This window comes from Microbacterium endophyticum (assembly GCF_011047135.1).
GTDB lineage: Bacteria > Actinomycetota > Actinomycetes > Actinomycetales > Microbacteriaceae > Microbacterium > Microbacterium endophyticum.
Genome location: NZ_CP049255.1, coordinates 670,100 through 687,197, shown reverse-complemented (window position 1 = coordinate 687,197; position 17,098 = coordinate 670,100). Strand labels below are relative to the sequence as shown.

Below are 17,098 nucleotides of genomic sequence, written 5' to 3'. Positions count from 1 at the left end.
CATCCGTGTCTCAGCGCTTGCCGCGCAGCACGGCCTGCTTGACCTCGGCGATGGCCTTCGTGACCTCGATGCCGCGGGGGCACGCCTCGGTGCAGTTGAAGGTGGTGCGGCAGCGCCACACACCCTCTTTGTCGTTGAGGATGTCGAGGCGCACATCTGCTGCGTCATCGCGGGAGTCGAAGATGAACCGGTGAGCGTTGACGATCGCTGCCGGGCCGAAGTACTGTCCGTCGGTCCAGAACACGGGGCATGACGAAGTGCACGCAGCGCACAGGATGCACTTTGTGGTGTCGTCGAAGATCTCACGGTTCGCGACCGACTGGATACGCTCTTTGCCCTTTTCCGGAGCCTGATTCGAGATCAGGAAGGGCTGCACCTCGCGGAATGACGCGAAGAACGGTTCCATGTCGACGACAAGGTCTTTTTCTAGCGGCAAGCCCTTGATCGCCTCGACATACACGGGCTTCGAGATGTCGAGGTCTTTGATGAGCGTCTTGCACGCGAGGCGGTTGCGTCCGTTGATGCGCATCGCATCGGAGCCGCAGATGCCGTGGGCGCACGAGCGACGGAACGTGAGGGAACCGTCGACCTCCCACTTGATTTTGTGCAACGCATCGAGCACGCGGTCGGTCGAGTAGACCTCGACGTCGTAGTCAACCCAGTGGGGCTCCGAGTCGAGTTCCGGGTTGAACCGGCGCACGATGAAGGTGACGAGGAACGACTGGATGCCGGTGTCTTCGGCGGCGTCGGGAGCTTTGGGGGCTTCCGGTTCTACGAGAGCTGCAGACATCAGTACTTCCTCTCCATTGGCTGGTACCGGGTGATAACGACCGGTTTCCAGTCCAACCTGATGTGGTCCTCGGGGTGTGACGAGTGCGGGTCACCCGAAAGATACGACATGGTGTGCTGCATGTAGTTCTCGTCGTCACGCGTGGGGTAGTCGTCGCGCATGTGGCCACCGCGACTTTCTTTGCGGTTGCGGGCAGCCACAACAACAACTTCGGCGATGTCGAGCAAGAAACCGAGCTCCACCGCCTCGAGTAGGTCGGTGTTGAACCGCTTGCCCTTGTCATCGACGCGTACGTTGAGGTAGCGCTCGCGCAACTCTTCAATTACGGTCATGACTTCACTCAAGGACTGGTCGGTGCGGAAGACCTGGGCCTTGCGGTCCATTTCTTCTTGAAGCGTCTTGCGAAGCACTGCGATGCGCTCGGTGCCCGCGTTGTTGCGCAAACCCTCGATGAGCTCACGCACTTCCTTGGCCGGGTCCTCTGGAAGCGGAACGAACTCGGCGGTCTTGACATATTCAACAGCGTTCTTGCCGGCACGCTTGCCGAAGACGTTGATGTCGAGGAGCGAGTTGGTGCCCAGGCGGTTTGAGCCGTGCACTGAAACGCACGCGCATTCGCCGGCTGCGTAAAGACCCGGCACGACGGTTGTGTTGCTGCTGAGTACTTCGGCATCGTTGTTGGTGGGGATTCCACCCATTGCGTAGTGCGCCGTCGGCATCACCGGCACCGGCTCAACGACGGGGTCAACGCCCAGGTAGGTGCGCGCGAACTCAGTGATATCGGGAAGCTTCGTCTCGAGAACCTCGGCGCCCAAGTGGGTGCAGTCGAGGAAGACATAGTCCTTGTGGGGGCCGCCGCCGCGACCCTCGGCGACTTCTTGCACCATGCAGCGGCTGACGATGTCACGGGGTGCAAGGTCTTTGATCGTGGGTGCGTAGCGTTCCATGAAGCGTTCACCGGAGGCGTTTCGCAAAATGGCACCTTCACCGCGTGCACCCTCAGTGAGCAGGATGCCGAGACCCGCAAGACCTGTCGGGTGGAACTGGAAAAACTCCATGTCTTCGAGCGGTAGCTTCTTGCGCCATACGATGCCGACGCCGTCGCCGGTGAGAGTGTGGGCATTCGACGTCGTCTTGAAGATCTTGCCGAAACCGCCGGTGGCGAAGATGATCGCCTTCGCCTGGAAAACGTGCAGATCGCCGGTGGCGAGCTCGTACGCCACGACGCCCGACACCTTGGTCGAGCCGTCGTCTTCGGTCGTCGTCAGAAGATCGAGGACGTAGAACTCGTTGAAGAAGTTGATGCCGAGTTTGACGCAGTTCTGAAAGAGCGTCTGCAAAATCATGTGGCCGGTGCGGTCCGCGGCGTAGCAGGCGCGGCGAACCGGAGTCTTACCGTGGTCGGCGGTGTGGCCACCGAAACGGCGCTGGTCGATCTTGCCGTCCGGAGTGCGGTTGAAGGGCAGCCCCATGTTCTCGAGGTCGATGACAGCATCGATCGCTTCGCGGGCAAGGATCTCGGCGGCATCCTGGTCGACCAGGTAGTCGCCACCCTTGACAGTGTCGAAGGTGTGCCACTCCCATGAGTCTTCCTCGACGTTCGCGAGGGCTGCTGCCATGCCGCCCTGTGCGGCTCCGGTGTGCGATCGGGTCGGGTAGAGCTTCGAAATGACCGCCGTCTTTGCGCCCGGGCCCGCTTCAATCGCGGCACGCATCCCAGCGCCTCCGGCGCCCACGATGACGATGTCGAACTGGTGGTAATGCACGCCGTCTTTCACGACGCTATCCGTGCTTTCGGTGCTCACGTGTTAGATGCTTTCGTTTCGTTGTCGCGGGCGCGCTCAGGCTCAGGCCTGGCAGGCTTCCCACAGGGTGCTGGTGTTGGTGACGCCGATGCAAGGGTCAAAGGTGAACACGACGAGGGTTCCGAGCAGAATCAGGAAACCAGCAGTGATCCAGATCGCCCAGATCAAAATGCGTCGCGGCGTGTTGTGCGTGACGTAGTCGTTCACGATGGTGCGCATGCCGTTGCCGCCGTGAATGAGCGCAAGCCACAGCATGAGGACGTCCCACCACTGCCAGAACGGCGATGCAAGTTTTCCTGCGACGAACGCGAAGTCGATGCCGTGGATGCCGTCACCGAGCATCAGGTTGACGAACAGGTGTCCAAAGATCAGCACCACGAGAATGATTCCCGAGCCGCGCATGTACAGCCAGCCGATTTTCTCGAGATTGCGGCTGCGCTTACGAGGGCCCGCGAAAGAGGAGCGGGGATCGGCGAGAGCGGGAGCAGTCATCAGTGACCTCCTCCCATCTCAGCGAAAACATTGATGAGATGGCGCGGGGCGAAGCCCAGCATGGTTACCGCCCAGACGGCGAGAACTCCCCACCACAACTGCCGTTGGTATCGAGCACCCTTCGCCCAGAAATCTACGACGATGATGCGCAGCCCGTTGTATGCGTGGTACGCAATCGCTGCGACAAGGAAGACCTCGCCAATGCCCATGATCGGATTCTTATAGGTGCCGATCACCGCGTTGTACGCCTCTGGCGATACGCGAATCAGCGCCGTGTCGAGGATGTGGACCAGCAGGAAGAAAAAAATCGCCACGCCGGTGATGCGGTGCAGAACCCACGACCACATGCCCTCGTTGCCGCGGTACAGGGTGCCACGAGGAACTTTCGACGTTGTGACGGAGACATCTGGTGTGACGCGTGCGGGTGCAGACACGATCGTCCTCCTTGAACGAAACAGGGGCGGGGCGAGCTTTGCCCCACAGGAGCCGAGGCTCCCGAGCGTCACTCGGGCGCTCCGGCAATCATATTCGCGCATAAGCCACCCGGCGAGGAAGGCGAGCCTTAGTATCTCGATGTCGAGATATCTCGGCTTCGGCCCCTCGTCATGTCGCCGTCATGGGTGCGTTACGCGACGGCGATACGCTGTCGGCATGGCACACCCAATCACGGACTTCTACGCGGTTATCCCCGCAGGCGGTATCGGCAGCAGACTCTGGCCGCTCTCGCGCGCGGACGCACCGAAATTCCTGCATGACCTCACCGGGTCCGGGCAGACGCTCTTGCGCGATACCTGGGATCGCCTGGCGCCGTTGAGTGGCGAGGACCGGATCGCGGTCGTCACGGGACGTGCCCACCGTGCCGCAGTAGAGCGTGAACTACCAGACATCGCCGATAAGAACGTCATCCTGGAATCAGAGCCGCGCGAATCCGCCGCTGCGATTGGACTTGCCGCCGCGATTTTGGTGCGACGAGAGCCTGACGTCATCATCGGTTCGTTCGCCGCAGACCACGTGATCCATGGCACGCGCACTTTCGAGTTCGCCGTGCAGCAGGCCGTCGACGTGGCACGCGCTGGTTATATCTGCACGATCGGTATCCAGCCGAGCGAGGCCTCGGTGGGTTTCGGCTACATCAAGAAGGGCAGCGAACTCGACGTCGATGGCGCGCCCGAGGCGGCGCTGGTTGAGCGGTTCGTCGAGAAGCCTGACTTCGAAACCGCACAAACCTACTTCGCAGACCGCTCCTATCTCTGGAACGCGGGGATGTTCATCGCTCGTGCTGATGTGCTGCTTGCCGAAATCGAAGCAAACAATCCCGCGCTCCACGCCGGGTTGATCGAGCTCGCCGCCGCGTGGGATGACCGCGATGCGCGTGGGCCCGCTGTCGACCGCATCTGGCCCACGCTCGAAAAGATCGCTATCGACTATGTCGTTGCGGAACCGGCAGCCGAGAAAGGGCGACTCGCCGTCATTCCTGGCCATTTCGACTGGGATGACGTCGGCGACTTCGCGAGCCTTGCAAAGCTCAACTCGCGCGGGCGTGGAGAGCTGGCCATTCTCGGAGGCAATGCGCGTGTCCTGGCAGATGCTTCGAGCGGCATCGTCGTCTCTCAGACGAGCCGAGTGATCAGCGTCATCGGCGTGCAAGACATTGTGGTCGTCGACACCGAGGATGCGCTTCTCGTCACAACGAGTGCTCACGCTCAGCGAGTAAAGGGCGTTGTTGACGCGCTCAAGCTCACCGGCCGCGGCGACGTTCTATGACCGGTTCGGTAGGTCGCGATCGCATTCCACTCGTCATCGACACCGACACGGCTCAAGACGACTGCGTCGCTCTACTCCTCGGGTTGCTCGACCCAGCAGCAGAGCTCAAAGCAATCACGATGGTTGCCGGGAACGTCGGCTTTGATCAGCAGACGACAAACGCGCAACTCACCCTGGCGATGGCAGGACGCTCCGGCGAGGTGCCGATTCATCTGGGATGCCGCCGGCCCCTCGTGCGGGAATGGATCTCGGCCGAAGAAGTGCACGGTGATGGCACCGGAGGCGTCGAGCTCCAGGACGAGGCGTCCACGATCGACGGTGAGCACGCTGTCGACGCGCTCATCAGGTTGGCAGCAGAGGCACCCGGCACACTGCGAATCGTGTGCATCGGGCCATTGACCAATATCGCGACAGCACTCGTGAAGGATCCTGACTTCGTAGGGAACGTCGGCGAGCTCTACATCATGGGCGGCTCCAACAACGGGCGCGGCAACATCACTGCTGCTGCGGAATACAACTTCTACGTTGACCCCGAGGCGGCAAAGGCAGTATTTGCGGCCGGGTTCGACGACATCACGGTGGTGCCGTGGCATCCGTTGTCTCTCGAAGATGCGGTGTTCTCGCGTGAACAGGCCGACGAAATCGAGCGAATCGGAACCCCGCTCGCACGCTTCTTTACGCGGATCATTGCGACGACGCGAGAGTTCGACGAGTCAGTCGGCATCGCGGGGTCGACGCACCCCGACTCGCTCACGGCGGCTGTGTTGCTGCATCCGGAACTGATCGTGTCGGCGAGTCAGTACGCGGTCGACGTCGAGACCGGCTCGGAGCTCACCCGGGGGTACTCAGCGATGTCGTGGGGAGTGCACGGATTGACGCCCAACGCGCGTGTGATCGAAAAAGCGGATGCCGCGGGCTTCTACCGCCTGATCGTGCAGATGCTCGCGCTCGATATTGCTCCCTCCGGTGCGGTCACAGGGCTCTAGCCTGGCTCCGGAGCGTGATACCGGGCGTCACTGCACGTAAACCTGGGTTTCGCCGTGAGGCAGCTATGCGACGGATTTGTAACCATTGCGTTGCGTACCTTCTTTGGGCACTGTTCACCAGCGCAACATTAGGTAACGTGACACCGTTCACTCCGAATTGGTCGGGGGACACAGCAGTTTTTACGGGAGGACTCCAGTGACGAAGACGACGAGAAAGGCCATTTTGGGTGGCCTGGCAATCGCCAGCGCGAGCGTACTGCTCGCAGGGTGCGGTTCCGCACCTGAGACATCGGCTAGCGGCGAAGCGAGCGCGAGCGATTACCTGCCCTGCATGGTTTCGGACTTCGGTGGGTTTGACGACAAGTCGTTCAACCAGCTCGGATACGACGGCCTGATGAAAGCGGCAGACGAGCTCGGCGTCGAGGCCAAGACTGTGGAGTCGGCGACAGAGACCGACTACGCATCGAACGTCCAGGGCTTGGTCGACCAGGGCTGCAACACGATCATTACGGTCGGGTTCGCACTCGCTGACGCGGCTGCTGAATCGGCAGCGGCTAACCCCGACATCGAGTACGTCTCGATCGACGACATCGTCGACATCGACGGCGACGGCGAGACCGACTCCTCGAACATCAAGCCCATCATCTTTGACACCGCTCAGGCCGCGTTCCTCGCGGGCTACCTGTCGGCTGGCGTCACGCAGACTGGCGTCGTCGGAACGTTCGGTGGAATGAACTTCCCGACCGTCACGATCTTCATGGACGGCTTCGCCCAGGGCGTGACGTACTACAACGATGAGAACTCCACTGACGTTCAGGTCATCGGTTGGGACAGCGCCGCTCAGGATGGATCGTTCACCGGCGGTTTCGAGGCCAACGACGGTGCACGCCAGATCGCGCAGGGTCTCATCGACCAGAACGCGGACGTCATCCTTCCCGTCGGAGGCCCGATCTACCAGTCGGCCGCAGCGGCGATCGAAGACTCGGGCAAGAACATCGCCCTCATCGGAACTGACGCTGACGTGTACGAGACCGACCCGTCGGTTGCCTCGCTCCTGTTGACGTCGATCCTCAAGGGCATCGACGTGGGTGTTTACGACACGATCACTGCCGCCGGCAACGGCGACTTCGACTCGACTCCGTTCATCGGAACGCTCGAAAACGAGGGCGTCGGAATTGCGCCCTTCCACGACTGGGAGGCCAACGTCCCGGCCGACCTGTCGAGCAAGCTCGACGAGCTGAAGCAGTCGATCATCGACGGAGACATCACCGTCGACTCGTACTTGGCTTCGTAGTCATATCTGAGGAGGGGAGGTCGGCGGAGCCGGCCTCCCCTCCTCTCATTCCGCGAGAACTAGAATCGGTAAACATGAAGCTCGAACTCCGCGGCATTACCAAGACTTTCGGATCTTTGGTTGCCAACGACCACATTGACCTCACTGTCGAGGCCGGTGAGATCCACTGCTTGCTTGGCGAAAATGGTGCCGGCAAGTCCACTCTCATGAACGTGCTTTACGGCCTGTATCAGGCTGACGGCGGCGATATCGTCCTCGATGACGAAGTGCAGCGTTTCGCCGGCCCCGGAGACGCAATGCGCTCGGGCATCGGCATGGTCCATCAGCACTTCATGCTGATCCCGGTCTTCACAGTTGCCGAGAACGTGATGCTGGGTCATGAAGAGACGCGTTTCGGTGGACGCCTTGATCTTCCCGCAGCGCGGGCGAAGGTTCGTGAAATTTCGGATCGGTTCGGGTTCGATGTCGATCCCGACGCGCTTGTGGATGATCTCCCGGTGGGAGTGCAGCAGCGAGTCGAAATCATCAAGGCGCTTGCTCGCGATGCGAAGGTGCTCGTTTTTGATGAGCCGACAGCGGTGCTGACGCCTCGCGAAACTGATGAACTCATGGCGATCATGCGCCAGCTCAAAGCGTCGGGCACCTCAATTGTCTTCATCACCCACAAGCTGCGTGAAGTACGCGAAGTGGCAGACCGAATCACCGTCATCCGACTCGGAAAGGTCGTGGGCGAGGCTGAGCCAACCGCCACGAATGCCGAGCTGGCATCGCTCATGGTGGGTCGTTCCGTCGAACTCACGGTGCAGAAGAAGCCGGCGACGCCGGGTGACGCAGCTCTCGTTGTCACCGGTCTCACCGTGATCGATCCAGCTGGGCAACTCGTCGTCAACGATGTCAACTTCGAGGTGCGCCGCGGCGAAATTCTCGCCGTAGCGGGCGTGCAGGGCAACGGTCAGACCGAACTCACCGAAGCCCTCGTAGGTTTGCAGGACCGCGTCGAGGGCAGCATCAAGCTCGACGGTGTCGACTTTCGTGGTCAAAGCGTGCGAAAGATCCTCGATGCTGGCGTCGGCTTCGTGCCTGAAGATCGCAAAGAAGACGGACTCGTTGGCGAGTTCAGCATCGCCGAGAACCTGATGCTCGATCGCGCCGATGGGGCTCCGTTCGTGAAGTCCGGAACTCTTCAGCTTTCCTATCTCGCCGATTTCGCACGCGAGAAGATCGCGGAATTCGATGTACGAACGCCATCCGCTGAGACTCCCGTCGGGCGGCTGTCAGGCGGAAATCAGCAAAAAGTGGTCTTGGCGCGCGAACTGAGTCGCGAACTGCGCCTCCTTGTGGCCGCGCAACCCACGCGAGGCGTGGACGTCGGCTCGATCGAATTCATCCACAAGCAGATCGTCGCTGAGCGCGACGCGGGGGTACCGGTTGTCGTCGTGTCGACAGAACTCGACGAGGTGCTGGCGCTCGCTGATCGCATTATGGTGATGTATCGCGGCAAGGTCGTCGGAATTGTCCCGGGTGACACGCCCAGAAACGTGCTCGGCCTCATGATGGCTGGCGAGACGCCGAACACCGAAGGGGCCGCGGCATGAGCGACCAGAGCAACAACGACGCCGACGTGGCCATCGAGTCACCCGCCAACGCCGCAGCCGTTTCTGGTGCGACTGGTTCGCGACCGGAAGTGCCGGAAGAGAGCCGTTGGGGCCGAGCTCTTCGTGAGATCACAACCGGAAACGTCGCTATTTCATTCCTCGCCGTTGTGCTGGCGCTGATTGTTGGTGCCGTCATGATCGCGGCGACCGACGAAAACGTGCAGGAGGCGGCGGGTTACTTCTTCGCTCGCCCCCTCGATACGCTCACCGCGATCTGGACATCTGTCGCCGGGGCTTACGGCGCGTTCTTCCGAGGCTCGATCTACAACGTGAACGCCGACACTTTCGCCGCCGGCATCCGGCCGCTAACCGAGACGCTGACGTTCGCCACACCGTTGATCGCCGCCGGACTCGGTGTCGCGCTCGCGTTCCGCGTAGGTATGTTCAACATCGGTGGCCGAGGTCAGATGCTCGTCGCTTCGGCCGCCGCCGGCTGGGTGGCGTTCGCCGTCGATCTTCCCTGGGGCGTCCACATGGTTGTGGCCCTTCTAGCCGGTCTCGTCGCGGGCGCCGCCTGGGCGGGTATTGCAGGTCTCCTGAAGGCACGCACCGGTGCACACGAGGTGATCGTGACGATCATGCTCAACTACATCGCGTTCTACCTCGTCAGCTGGATGCTTCGCACGCCGGGGCTCTTGCAAGCGCCGGGTTCGAGTAACCCGAAGACCCCGGCAATGGCAGACACTGCGGTTTTTCCGGAACTGCTCGGATCTTCGTACAGCCTGCACTTCGGCTTCATCCTCGCGCTCTTGAGCGTTGTCGTGGTCTGGTGGATTTTGAACCGTTCTTCGCTCGGCTTCCAGTTTCGGGCCGTCGGCGAGAACCCGAATGCCGCTCGGGTCGCCGGAATCAACGTGAAAGCGATGTACGTCTACGGCATGTTGATTTCTGGGGCTCTCGTCGGTCTTGCCGGAGTCAGCCAGGTGCTAGGCACGGTCACAACCGGTTTCTCGAGTGGGATTGATTCGGGTATCGGCTTCGATGCCATCACAGTGGCGCTCCTCGGGCGCTCAACCCCCATCGGTGTGTTGATCGCTGGGATCCTGTTCGGCGCCTTCAAAGCCGGCGGATTCGGGATGCAGGCAGCCGAGGGCGTGCCGATCGATATTGTGCTCGTGGTGCAGTCGCTCATCGTGCTATTCATCGCCGCGCCGCCTCTCGTCCGTGCGATCTTTCGCCTTCCGACCCCGGGCGCCGCACCGAAGAAACGACGTCGCGCTCTCACGAAAGGGGCGTCGGTGAAATGACGACCATCACCGCAGAACGAGAGAATCCCTCATCGAAGAATCGTCTCGCCACGACGATCGTTGTGAGTTGGAAGGCGCCGATTGCATTCGCCGCGATCACGGTCCTTGCCTTCGTACTCTTCATCCTTGCCGGAACAGACGGCGAAGCCGTATTTCGCATCTCTGACACCGCTGACATCGTTCAGCTGCCGTCGATCACACTGAACGGCCTGGTCACGGGCATCATCGTTGTCGTCGTTCTTGCTCTCATCACGGCAATCTCGGGGCTCCTCGTGCGGGAAAAACGCCGCGTACCGCTGTGGCTCATGGTCATTTTCGCGGTCTTCTTCCTCACCGGATTTCTCGCGTGGGCAGCGGCGGGAGCATCTATCCACGTCATCCCATTGCCGGGTTTGCTCACCGGTGCGCTCAGCCTCTCAGTACCGCTCATCTACGGTGCACTCTGTGGCGTTCTGAGCGAGCGGGTCGGTGTTGTCAACATTGCGATCGAGGGCCAGCTGCTTGCGGGTGCGTTCACTTCGGCAGTGGTCGCGACCGCGACCGGAAACCCCTATATCGGGCTGCTAGCCGCCGGAGTGGCGGGCGTGCTCGTGTCGTTCGTACTCGCGGCGTTCACCATCAAATACTTCGTGGAACAGGTGATCGTCGGTGTCGTGCTGAACGTGCTGGTCATCGGACTGACGAGCTTCTTGTTTTCGCAAGTGCTGGCTCCCAACGCTGAAACACTCAACTCGCCACCACGATTCGCGCGCATCGAGATTCCGATCCTCGGAGACATTCCGCTCATCGGCCCGATGTTCTTCCGGCAGACGATCATTGTTTATCTGATGTACGTCGCTGTCATTGCCGTGTACATCGGTCTGTTCCACACAAGATGGGGCTTGCGTCTTCGCGCAGTCGGAGAACACCCGCAAGCGGCCGATACCGTCGGAATCAATGTCGCACGCACCCGTTTCTGGAACGTCTCGCTTGCTGGCGCGATCGCCGGCGTCGGTGGCGCATTCTTCACGCTCGGATCCGTCGGTGCGTTCAATAAAGAGATGACAGCCGGCGCGGGATTCATCGCCTTGGCTGCCGTCATCTTTGGCCAATGGGACCCGATCAAAGCAACGCTTGCAGCACTTCTGTTCGGCTTCGCGTCGAACCTGCAAAACACGCTCGGGATCATCGGCTCCCCGGTGCCCAGCGAGTTCATGCTCATGCTGCCCTACGTGATCACCATTTTTGCGGTGGCAGGTCTCGTCGGAAAAGTGCGCGGTCCTGCGGCGGCCGGAACACCGTACATCAAGGGCTAACGCTCGCCAAGTGAAAGGGTGATCGCGTGACAGACATCGACTGGGATGAACTGCGGGTTGCAGCATCCGAGGCCATGCGGCGTGCTTATGCGCCGTACTCGCGCTACAAGGTGGGTGCCGCAGCTCTCGTGAGCGATGGACGCATCGTCTCAGGCTGCAACGTCGAGAACGCGTCGTACGGCGTGGGACTGTGTGCCGAGTGCGCGCTCGTCGGAGACCTGCACATGAGCGGTGGCGGCCAGCTGGTTGCGTTCGTGTGCGTCAACGGCGACGAGCAGACCATCATGCCGTGTGGCCGCTGCCGTCAGCTGCTCAACGAATTCGCCCTGCCGGGAATGCTGCTTGAGACAGTGTCCGGTATCCGCACCATCGACGAGGTGCTCCCGGATGCCTTCGGCCCGCGCGATCTCGAAGAGTATTCGCGGTGAGCGCAGTCGAGGCCTTTGACGCAGTAGATATCATTCGCGCCAAGCGCGATGGGGGCCCCGTCGCGGAAGACGCGCTCCGGTGGATGATCGATGCGTTCACCCGCGGTTACGTCTCCGATGCGCAGATGTCATCGTTTGCCATGGCGGTGCTCCTCAACGGTATGGGCCGCGACGAGATCCGCGTCATGACCGCGGCGATGATCGCTTCGGGGGAACGAATGAGTTTCGCCGGTCTCGGTAAACCAACCGTCGACAAGCACTCGACGGGGGGAGTGGGAGACAAGATCACCCTGCCGCTTGCGCCGCTGGTGGCATCCTTTGGAGTTGCTGTTCCTCAGCTCTCGGGACGTGGTCTCGGGCACACGGGGGGCACTCTCGACAAGCTCGAGTCAATTGCCGGATGGCGTGCCGCACTATCTAACGAAGAACTCACAGCGCAGTTGCGTGAGGTGGGCGCCGTAATCTGCGCCGCAGGCTCGGGCTTGGCACCCGCCGACAAGCGTCTCTACGCCCTGCGCGATGTGACGGGAACGGTGGAAGCGATCCCGCTGATCGCCTCCAGCATCATGTCGAAAAAGATCGCTGAAGGCACGTCGGCGCTCGTGCTCGATGTGAAGTTCGGTTCCGGTGCTTTCATGCGCGACGTCGAGAAGGCGCGTGAACTTGCACGCACCATGGTCGCACTCGGTACCGACTCGGGTGTTGCGACTACCGCGCTTCTCACCGACATGAATACGCCGCTTGGACGTGCGATTGGCAATGCTAATGAAGTGCGCGAGTCGGTCGAAGTGCTTGCCGGAGGCGGACCTGCAGACGTCATCGAGCTAACTATCGCGCTTGCGAGAGAAATGCTCGCACTTGCGGGTCAGCCTGATGCTGACGTCGAAGCAGCGCTCGCTGATGGGCGTGCAATGGACTCTTGGCGTGCCATGATCGCGGCGCAGGGCGGTGATCCGGATGCCGCTCTCCCTACTCCTCGAGAAACCCACACTGTCGTCGCATCAACCTCCGGTGTCATCACGAGAATGGACGCGCTGCCATTCGGAATCGCCGCATGGCGCCTCGGAGCTGGCCGTGCCCGTGCCGAAGACCCTGTCGTGCACGCTGCGGGAATCGACCTTCATGTTAAGCCCGGCGACGCAGTGGAAGAAGGATCCCCGCTGTTCACCTTGAGCGCGGATGATGGAGCGCGTTTCGAACGCGCATTGGCCGCAGTGGACGGAGCGTGGGATATTGGAGGGTCAGTTCCCGCGAACAGCCCGCTCGTTCTCGAACGCATCACGGCGTAGTTCGTCTCACCTCATCCCCGCCCCTCTCACATCACCCTGGAGGTTTTCATGCCCATCGATCAGTACGGTGATGCCCGAGTCCAAGGACTTTCGGTGCGGGGCCTTCCCAAGGTGTCGCTGCACGACCACCTCGACGGTGCTGTGCGCCCCGACACGATCGTGGAACTCGCAGAAGACGCCGGTGTTGAACTTCCAGAAGACAACGGCGATGCACTTTCCGATTGGTTTGCCGACGCGTGCGATTCGGGTTCCCTCCCTGAATACCTGAAGACGTTCGATCTGACGGTCGCTGTCATGCAGACCCCGGAGGCGCTGACACGCATCGCGCGGGAGTTCGTCGAGGATCTCGCCGACGATGGCGTGATCTACGGCGAAGTCAGGTGGGCTCCCGAGCAGCATCTTGCCGGTGGAATGAGTCTCGAAGAAGTGGTCGAAGCCGTACAAGAAGGCATCGAGGAAGGCGAAGACGCGGCCGAGGATGCTGGTCACGACATCCGCGTTGGTCAGATTCTGACCGCGATGCGTCACACCGACCGCTCGCTTGAGATCGCACATCTCGCCGTCGCATTCCGCGATTCTGGCGTCGTCGGGTTCGACATCGCCGGCGCTGAGGACGGCTACCTGCCTTCGCGTCATCGCGAGGCGTTCGACTACCTCGCAGAAAATTTCTTCCCCGTGACGGTGCACGCTGGTGAAGCGGCCGGACTCGAGTCGATTCGCTCGGCCCTTATCGACGGGCGTGCCGTGCGGCTCGGACATGGTGTCCGCATCGCGGAGGATCTCGATGTCGTCTCGCGTGCGGGCGAAGAGGTCACGGTTCAGTTCGGTGACGTGGCTCGATGGGTGCGTGACCGCGAGATTCCGCTTGAGCTCTCGCCCTCATCGAACCTCCAAACGGGAGCGATCTCGGCATGGGGGACCCAGCTGGAGGATCACCCGTTCGACCTTTTGTACCAGCTCGGGTTCTCGGTTACGGTCAACGTGGATAATCGCACCATGAGCCGCACGTCACTCACGCGCGAGCTCGTGTTGCTGGCGCAGACTTTCGACTACGACCTCGATGATCTTCAAGCATTTCAGCTCAATGCGGCTGCCGCTGCCTTCTTGCCTGTCGAAGAGCGTGAAGAGCTCATCGAGCTCATCGCGGAGGGCTTCGAGCGCTAAGCCCTCCGTCACCCCTGCCGCGCAGTACCGCTCCTATCGCTCTCTGCCGGTACCGCCGAGTTGTGCCCCCATCCGCACCCATGTCTCACCTATTCAGCTTTCCCGGGCGAAAAACCTGCACAACTGAGACCTTTGTGGGGTGGGTGGCGCTGCACAAGGGCGTCGTGAGGCGCGATATCCACAAAGTGTGATCGGATGCCGCGTGCTCGCAAGCCGTTCGGTTTGGTTGAGCCGTGGATACTTCCCAACCCTTTTCCTACCGCCAAGGCCTTGAGGGCGGAATCGGTCGAGGCGCACTCTTCGGTCCCAGGTTTGCCCGCCCATTCCATGGCGTTCGTACGCTGGCTCATGATCAGGCGGATGCCGTCGTCTCCGTGCCCGACGCACTGTTGCTGCTGTGTACCCAGCTGGCGCCACGGTTACGCGCGGGCCAATTCTTCAGTTCTGAGACCGCGCTCGCCCTCTACGGAGCCCCGACGCCTCGAGGCTGGCAGCCATGCGTGCACGTCGCCGTGCACCGACCGTCGTACCCACCGCGCACTCCTGGCGTCGTGAGGCACCGACTGCAGACGCGGATGCCGCTCACACGCGAGGTGCACGGCATCCCGGTGGAAGATCCGGTGCGCGCCTGGGTACAGGCTTCGCGGATTTGGCGAGCTGACGACCTGGTCGCGGCGGCCGACTTTCTCGTTTCGCCGCACCGGCGCCTTGTGTCGGTCGATGAGTTGCAACGTGAAGCATCGCGAATGCGAGGGAATCGGCTCGATGCTGTTTGCGGTGACATTCGTGAAGGATCCGAGTCTCCTCAAGAAACCCGACTGCGGCTCGCAATCGTCCGAGCTGGACTTCCGGAGCCAATTCTCAATCTCGAGATATTCGACGGCACGGGACGATTTGTTGCCCGCCTCGATGGCGCGTATCCACAGTATCGAGTTGCCGTCGAGTACGACGGGCGTCAGCACGCGGAGGATTCGGTCCAGTTTGCCCGCGATGCCGACCGCTGGGACGATGTGCGGAGTGAAGGCTGGGACCTAGTCCGCATCCTTCATCACCACATGCGTGACGGCGCTGCGCCCGCTGTCGAAAAGGTGCGCACGGCCCTTCGCCGTGCCGGCTGGCGCGGCTGAGTTCGCCCTCCGCCCCTACCCCATGTCTCACATATTCAGCCCGAGCGTTCGCTGAGCGTGAATAAGTGAGACATGGGTGCGGGAGACGGGGTGCCGCGCACGGGGCGCCCCGCAGGGGGTGCCGCCGTGTGGGTTAGGGCTGGGACTCCTGGTGTGCGGCGACCACGGCTCGCACGCGGGCGAAGAGCGGATGCCCCGGGTCAAGGCTCGTGACGGACTCGGTGAACGCGTCCGCGTCGTTGTCGGCGAGAAGCTGCTGCATCTCGACCGATTGGGCATCCTGATCGTCGTCGAACGACAGGGCCGCGGCCACAGCCGCCACGAGGGCGTCAACTGGAAGCCCTCGTTCGATCGCTTGCGAGGCTGGACCGATGAAGCGCTCGTGTCGAGAGAGCTTTCGCAACGGCTGTCGTCCCACCCGCCAAACTGTGTCAGGCAGCGCTGGGTTGCGGAACCTGTCAATGATTCGCGCGCGGTATCCCGCGAGGTCTTCGGGGTCGAGCTCGTGTTTCGCAACGAGCAGAGCCGAAGTTTCCTCGAGGACTGCCTCCACGCGTGCCCCGATGGTGGGGTCGGCGAGGGCATCCGAGATCTTCTCGATACCTGCCTGTGCGCCGAAATACGCTGTCGTCGCGTGCCCCGTGTTGACGGTGAACAGCTTTCGCTCGATGTACGGTGCGAGGTCGTCGACGAAGTGCGCGCCGGGGATGTTCGGCGGGTTGTCGCCAAACGCCGGGCGTTCGATCGCCCACTCGAAGAACGGCTCCACGGTGACATCGACACCGGCGCCCTCTGGTTGCCCCGGAACGATGCGGTCCACAGCGGTATTGGCAAACACCACGCGCTCGGCGAGTCCTGCCGCGTCGGTGCCAGCGGCATCCCACACGAGAGATTCGAGGACGTCGGTTGCGTTGATCGCGTTTTCACACGCCATGACCTGGAGCGGCAAAAGCTTCGCATCGCGTTCGCGAAGCCCCTGCACGAGCAGCGGCGCGACGAATCGAAGGATCGTCGGGCCTACAGCTGTTGTGACGACATCGGCCGTGGCGATTTCGGCCGCGACCTCGTCGGGGTGCTCGGCGCTGTTGATTGCGCGAAACCCGGTGACAGTTTTGTCGACGCCGCCGGCACCTACCTCGTGGACCGTGTATTCGTTGACGGCGTTGATCGCGTCGACAAGGGGAGCGGCCACATCAGAGAATACGAGCTCGTATCCACCCTCATGCAGAAGCAGACCTACGAAACCTCGACCGATGTTGCCTGCGCCGAAATGAACCGCCTTCATAGCGCTCACACGCCCGCGGCAGAGACCAGCGCGTACAGCTCTTCCTGGGTGGAGGCGGCCTTGAGCGCGGCCACCTCGTCATCGTCAGAGAAGAGAAGCGCGATCTGGGAGAGGATCTCGAGGTGTTCATCGCCCTTGCCGGCGATGCCGATGACGAACGTCACGGTCTCCCCGCCCCAATCCACTCCGCCGTCGTAGCGGACGACAGATAGTGCCGACTCGAGAATGGCCTCTTTTGTCTCGTTCGTTCCGTGGGGGATTGCGAGTTCGTTGCCCATGTAGGTCGAGACAGTTTGCTCACGCTGCTGCATCGCGTCGAAGTAGGCGCCAGTGACGGCGCCGACGGACTCGAGAATGTCGGCGGCCTCCTTCATCGCCTCTTCGCGCGATGCGCCTCCGGAGTGAATGCGAACCTGTCCAATTGCGAGCACGTCACGTGCCATGATTCAGCCTTTCTAGTTACGGATGCCGCAGCCC

The 17,098-nt window shown here is 61.8% G+C and carries 16 protein-coding genes; 10 read left to right on the top strand and 6 right to left on the bottom strand.

The genetic code is table 11. The features are described from left to right. Positions 1-10: 10 nt before the first annotated feature. From G6N83_RS03245 to sdhC, 4 genes are read right to left on the bottom strand one after another with little or no spacing between them, the layout of a single operon-like run. Entirely contained in the window at positions 11-790 is a 780-nt protein-coding gene (locus tag G6N83_RS03245) for a succinate dehydrogenase iron-sulfur subunit (protein WP_165139241.1), read from the bottom strand. Beyond that, on the bottom strand, positions 790-2,595 hold the full coding sequence (gene sdhA / locus G6N83_RS03240) for a succinate dehydrogenase flavoprotein subunit (protein ID WP_165139239.1): 1,806 nt from the start codon (positions 2,593-2,595) through the stop codon (positions 790-792). The genes G6N83_RS03245 and sdhA overlap by 1 nt, the downstream gene beginning before the upstream one ends. Positions 2,596-2,637: 42 nt before the next feature. Beyond that, positions 2,638-3,087 (bottom strand): succinate dehydrogenase hydrophobic membrane anchor subunit, encoded by a 450-nt coding sequence (locus G6N83_RS03235; protein ID WP_165139237.1) that lies wholly within the window; start codon positions 3,085-3,087, stop codon positions 2,638-2,640. After that, positions 3,087-3,521 carry a succinate dehydrogenase, cytochrome b556 subunit gene (gene sdhC / locus G6N83_RS03230; RefSeq protein ID WP_167046838.1) on the bottom strand — a complete coding sequence of 145 codons (435 nt, stop codon included), beginning with the start codon at positions 3,519-3,521 and terminating at the stop codon, positions 3,087-3,089. Before sdhC ends, G6N83_RS03235 begins: the two co-directional genes overlap by 1 nt. A 217-nt stretch (positions 3,522-3,738) precedes the next feature. Here sdhC and G6N83_RS03225 point away from each other — a divergent pair, with 217 nt between their 5' ends. The 10 genes from G6N83_RS03225 (at position 3,739) to G6N83_RS03180 (ending at position 15,336) form a co-directional block, all read left to right on the top strand. Continuing rightward, entirely contained in the window at positions 3,739-4,851 is a 1,113-nt protein-coding gene (locus G6N83_RS03225) for a mannose-1-phosphate guanylyltransferase (RefSeq protein WP_165139233.1), read from the top strand. Beyond that, on the top strand, positions 4,848-5,837 hold the full coding sequence (locus G6N83_RS03220; protein ID WP_165139231.1) for a nucleoside hydrolase: 990 nt from the start codon (positions 4,848-4,850) through the stop codon (positions 5,835-5,837). Before G6N83_RS03225 ends, G6N83_RS03220 begins: the two co-directional genes overlap by 4 nt. Before the next feature lie 196 nt (positions 5,838-6,033). Beyond that, positions 6,034-7,131 (top strand): BMP family lipoprotein, encoded by a 1,098-nt coding sequence (locus G6N83_RS03215; protein WP_165139229.1) that lies wholly within the window; start codon positions 6,034-6,036, stop codon positions 7,129-7,131. A 74-nt stretch (positions 7,132-7,205) separates the two neighbouring features. Then, positions 7,206-8,726 (top strand): ABC transporter ATP-binding protein, encoded by a 1,521-nt coding sequence (locus G6N83_RS03210; protein ID WP_165139227.1) that lies wholly within the window; start codon positions 7,206-7,208, stop codon positions 8,724-8,726. Further along, positions 8,723-10,033: an ABC transporter permease gene (locus G6N83_RS03205; RefSeq protein WP_165139225.1), complete on the top strand. Its 1,311-nt coding sequence runs from the start codon at positions 8,723-8,725 to the stop codon at positions 10,031-10,033. Before G6N83_RS03210 ends, G6N83_RS03205 begins: the two co-directional genes overlap by 4 nt. After that, positions 10,030-11,328, top strand: coding sequence for an ABC transporter permease (locus tag G6N83_RS03200; protein ID WP_165139223.1), 1,299 nt, complete (start codon positions 10,030-10,032; stop codon positions 11,326-11,328). The genes G6N83_RS03205 and G6N83_RS03200 overlap by 4 nt, the downstream gene beginning before the upstream one ends. A 26-nt stretch (positions 11,329-11,354) precedes the next feature. Further along, positions 11,355-11,756, top strand: coding sequence for a cytidine deaminase (locus tag G6N83_RS03195; protein ID WP_165139221.1), 402 nt, complete (start codon positions 11,355-11,357; stop codon positions 11,754-11,756). After that, entirely contained in the window at positions 11,753-13,045 is a 1,293-nt protein-coding gene (locus G6N83_RS03190) for a thymidine phosphorylase (RefSeq protein WP_165139219.1), read from the top strand. Before G6N83_RS03195 ends, G6N83_RS03190 begins: the two co-directional genes overlap by 4 nt. A gap of 48 nt (positions 13,046-13,093) precedes the next feature. Beyond that, on the top strand, positions 13,094-14,209 hold the full coding sequence (locus G6N83_RS03185; RefSeq protein ID WP_165139217.1) for an adenosine deaminase: 1,116 nt from the start codon (positions 13,094-13,096) through the stop codon (positions 14,207-14,209). Positions 14,210-14,442: 233 nt separating this feature from the next. Beyond that, on the top strand, positions 14,443-15,336 hold the full coding sequence (locus G6N83_RS03180) for a hypothetical protein (protein ID WP_165139215.1): 894 nt from the start codon (positions 14,443-14,445) through the stop codon (positions 15,334-15,336). Positions 15,337-15,469: 133 nt separating this feature from the next. Here G6N83_RS03180 and G6N83_RS03175 read toward each other — a convergent pair whose 3' ends face one another. After that, positions 15,470-16,621, bottom strand: coding sequence for a mannitol-1-phosphate 5-dehydrogenase (locus tag G6N83_RS03175; RefSeq protein WP_165139213.1), 1,152 nt, complete (start codon positions 16,619-16,621; stop codon positions 15,470-15,472). A 5-nt stretch (positions 16,622-16,626) separates the two neighbouring features. Next, positions 16,627-17,064 (bottom strand): PTS mannitol transporter subunit IIA, encoded by a 438-nt coding sequence (locus tag G6N83_RS03170; RefSeq protein WP_165139211.1) that lies wholly within the window; start codon positions 17,062-17,064, stop codon positions 16,627-16,629. Positions 17,065-17,098 lie beyond the last annotated feature (34 nt).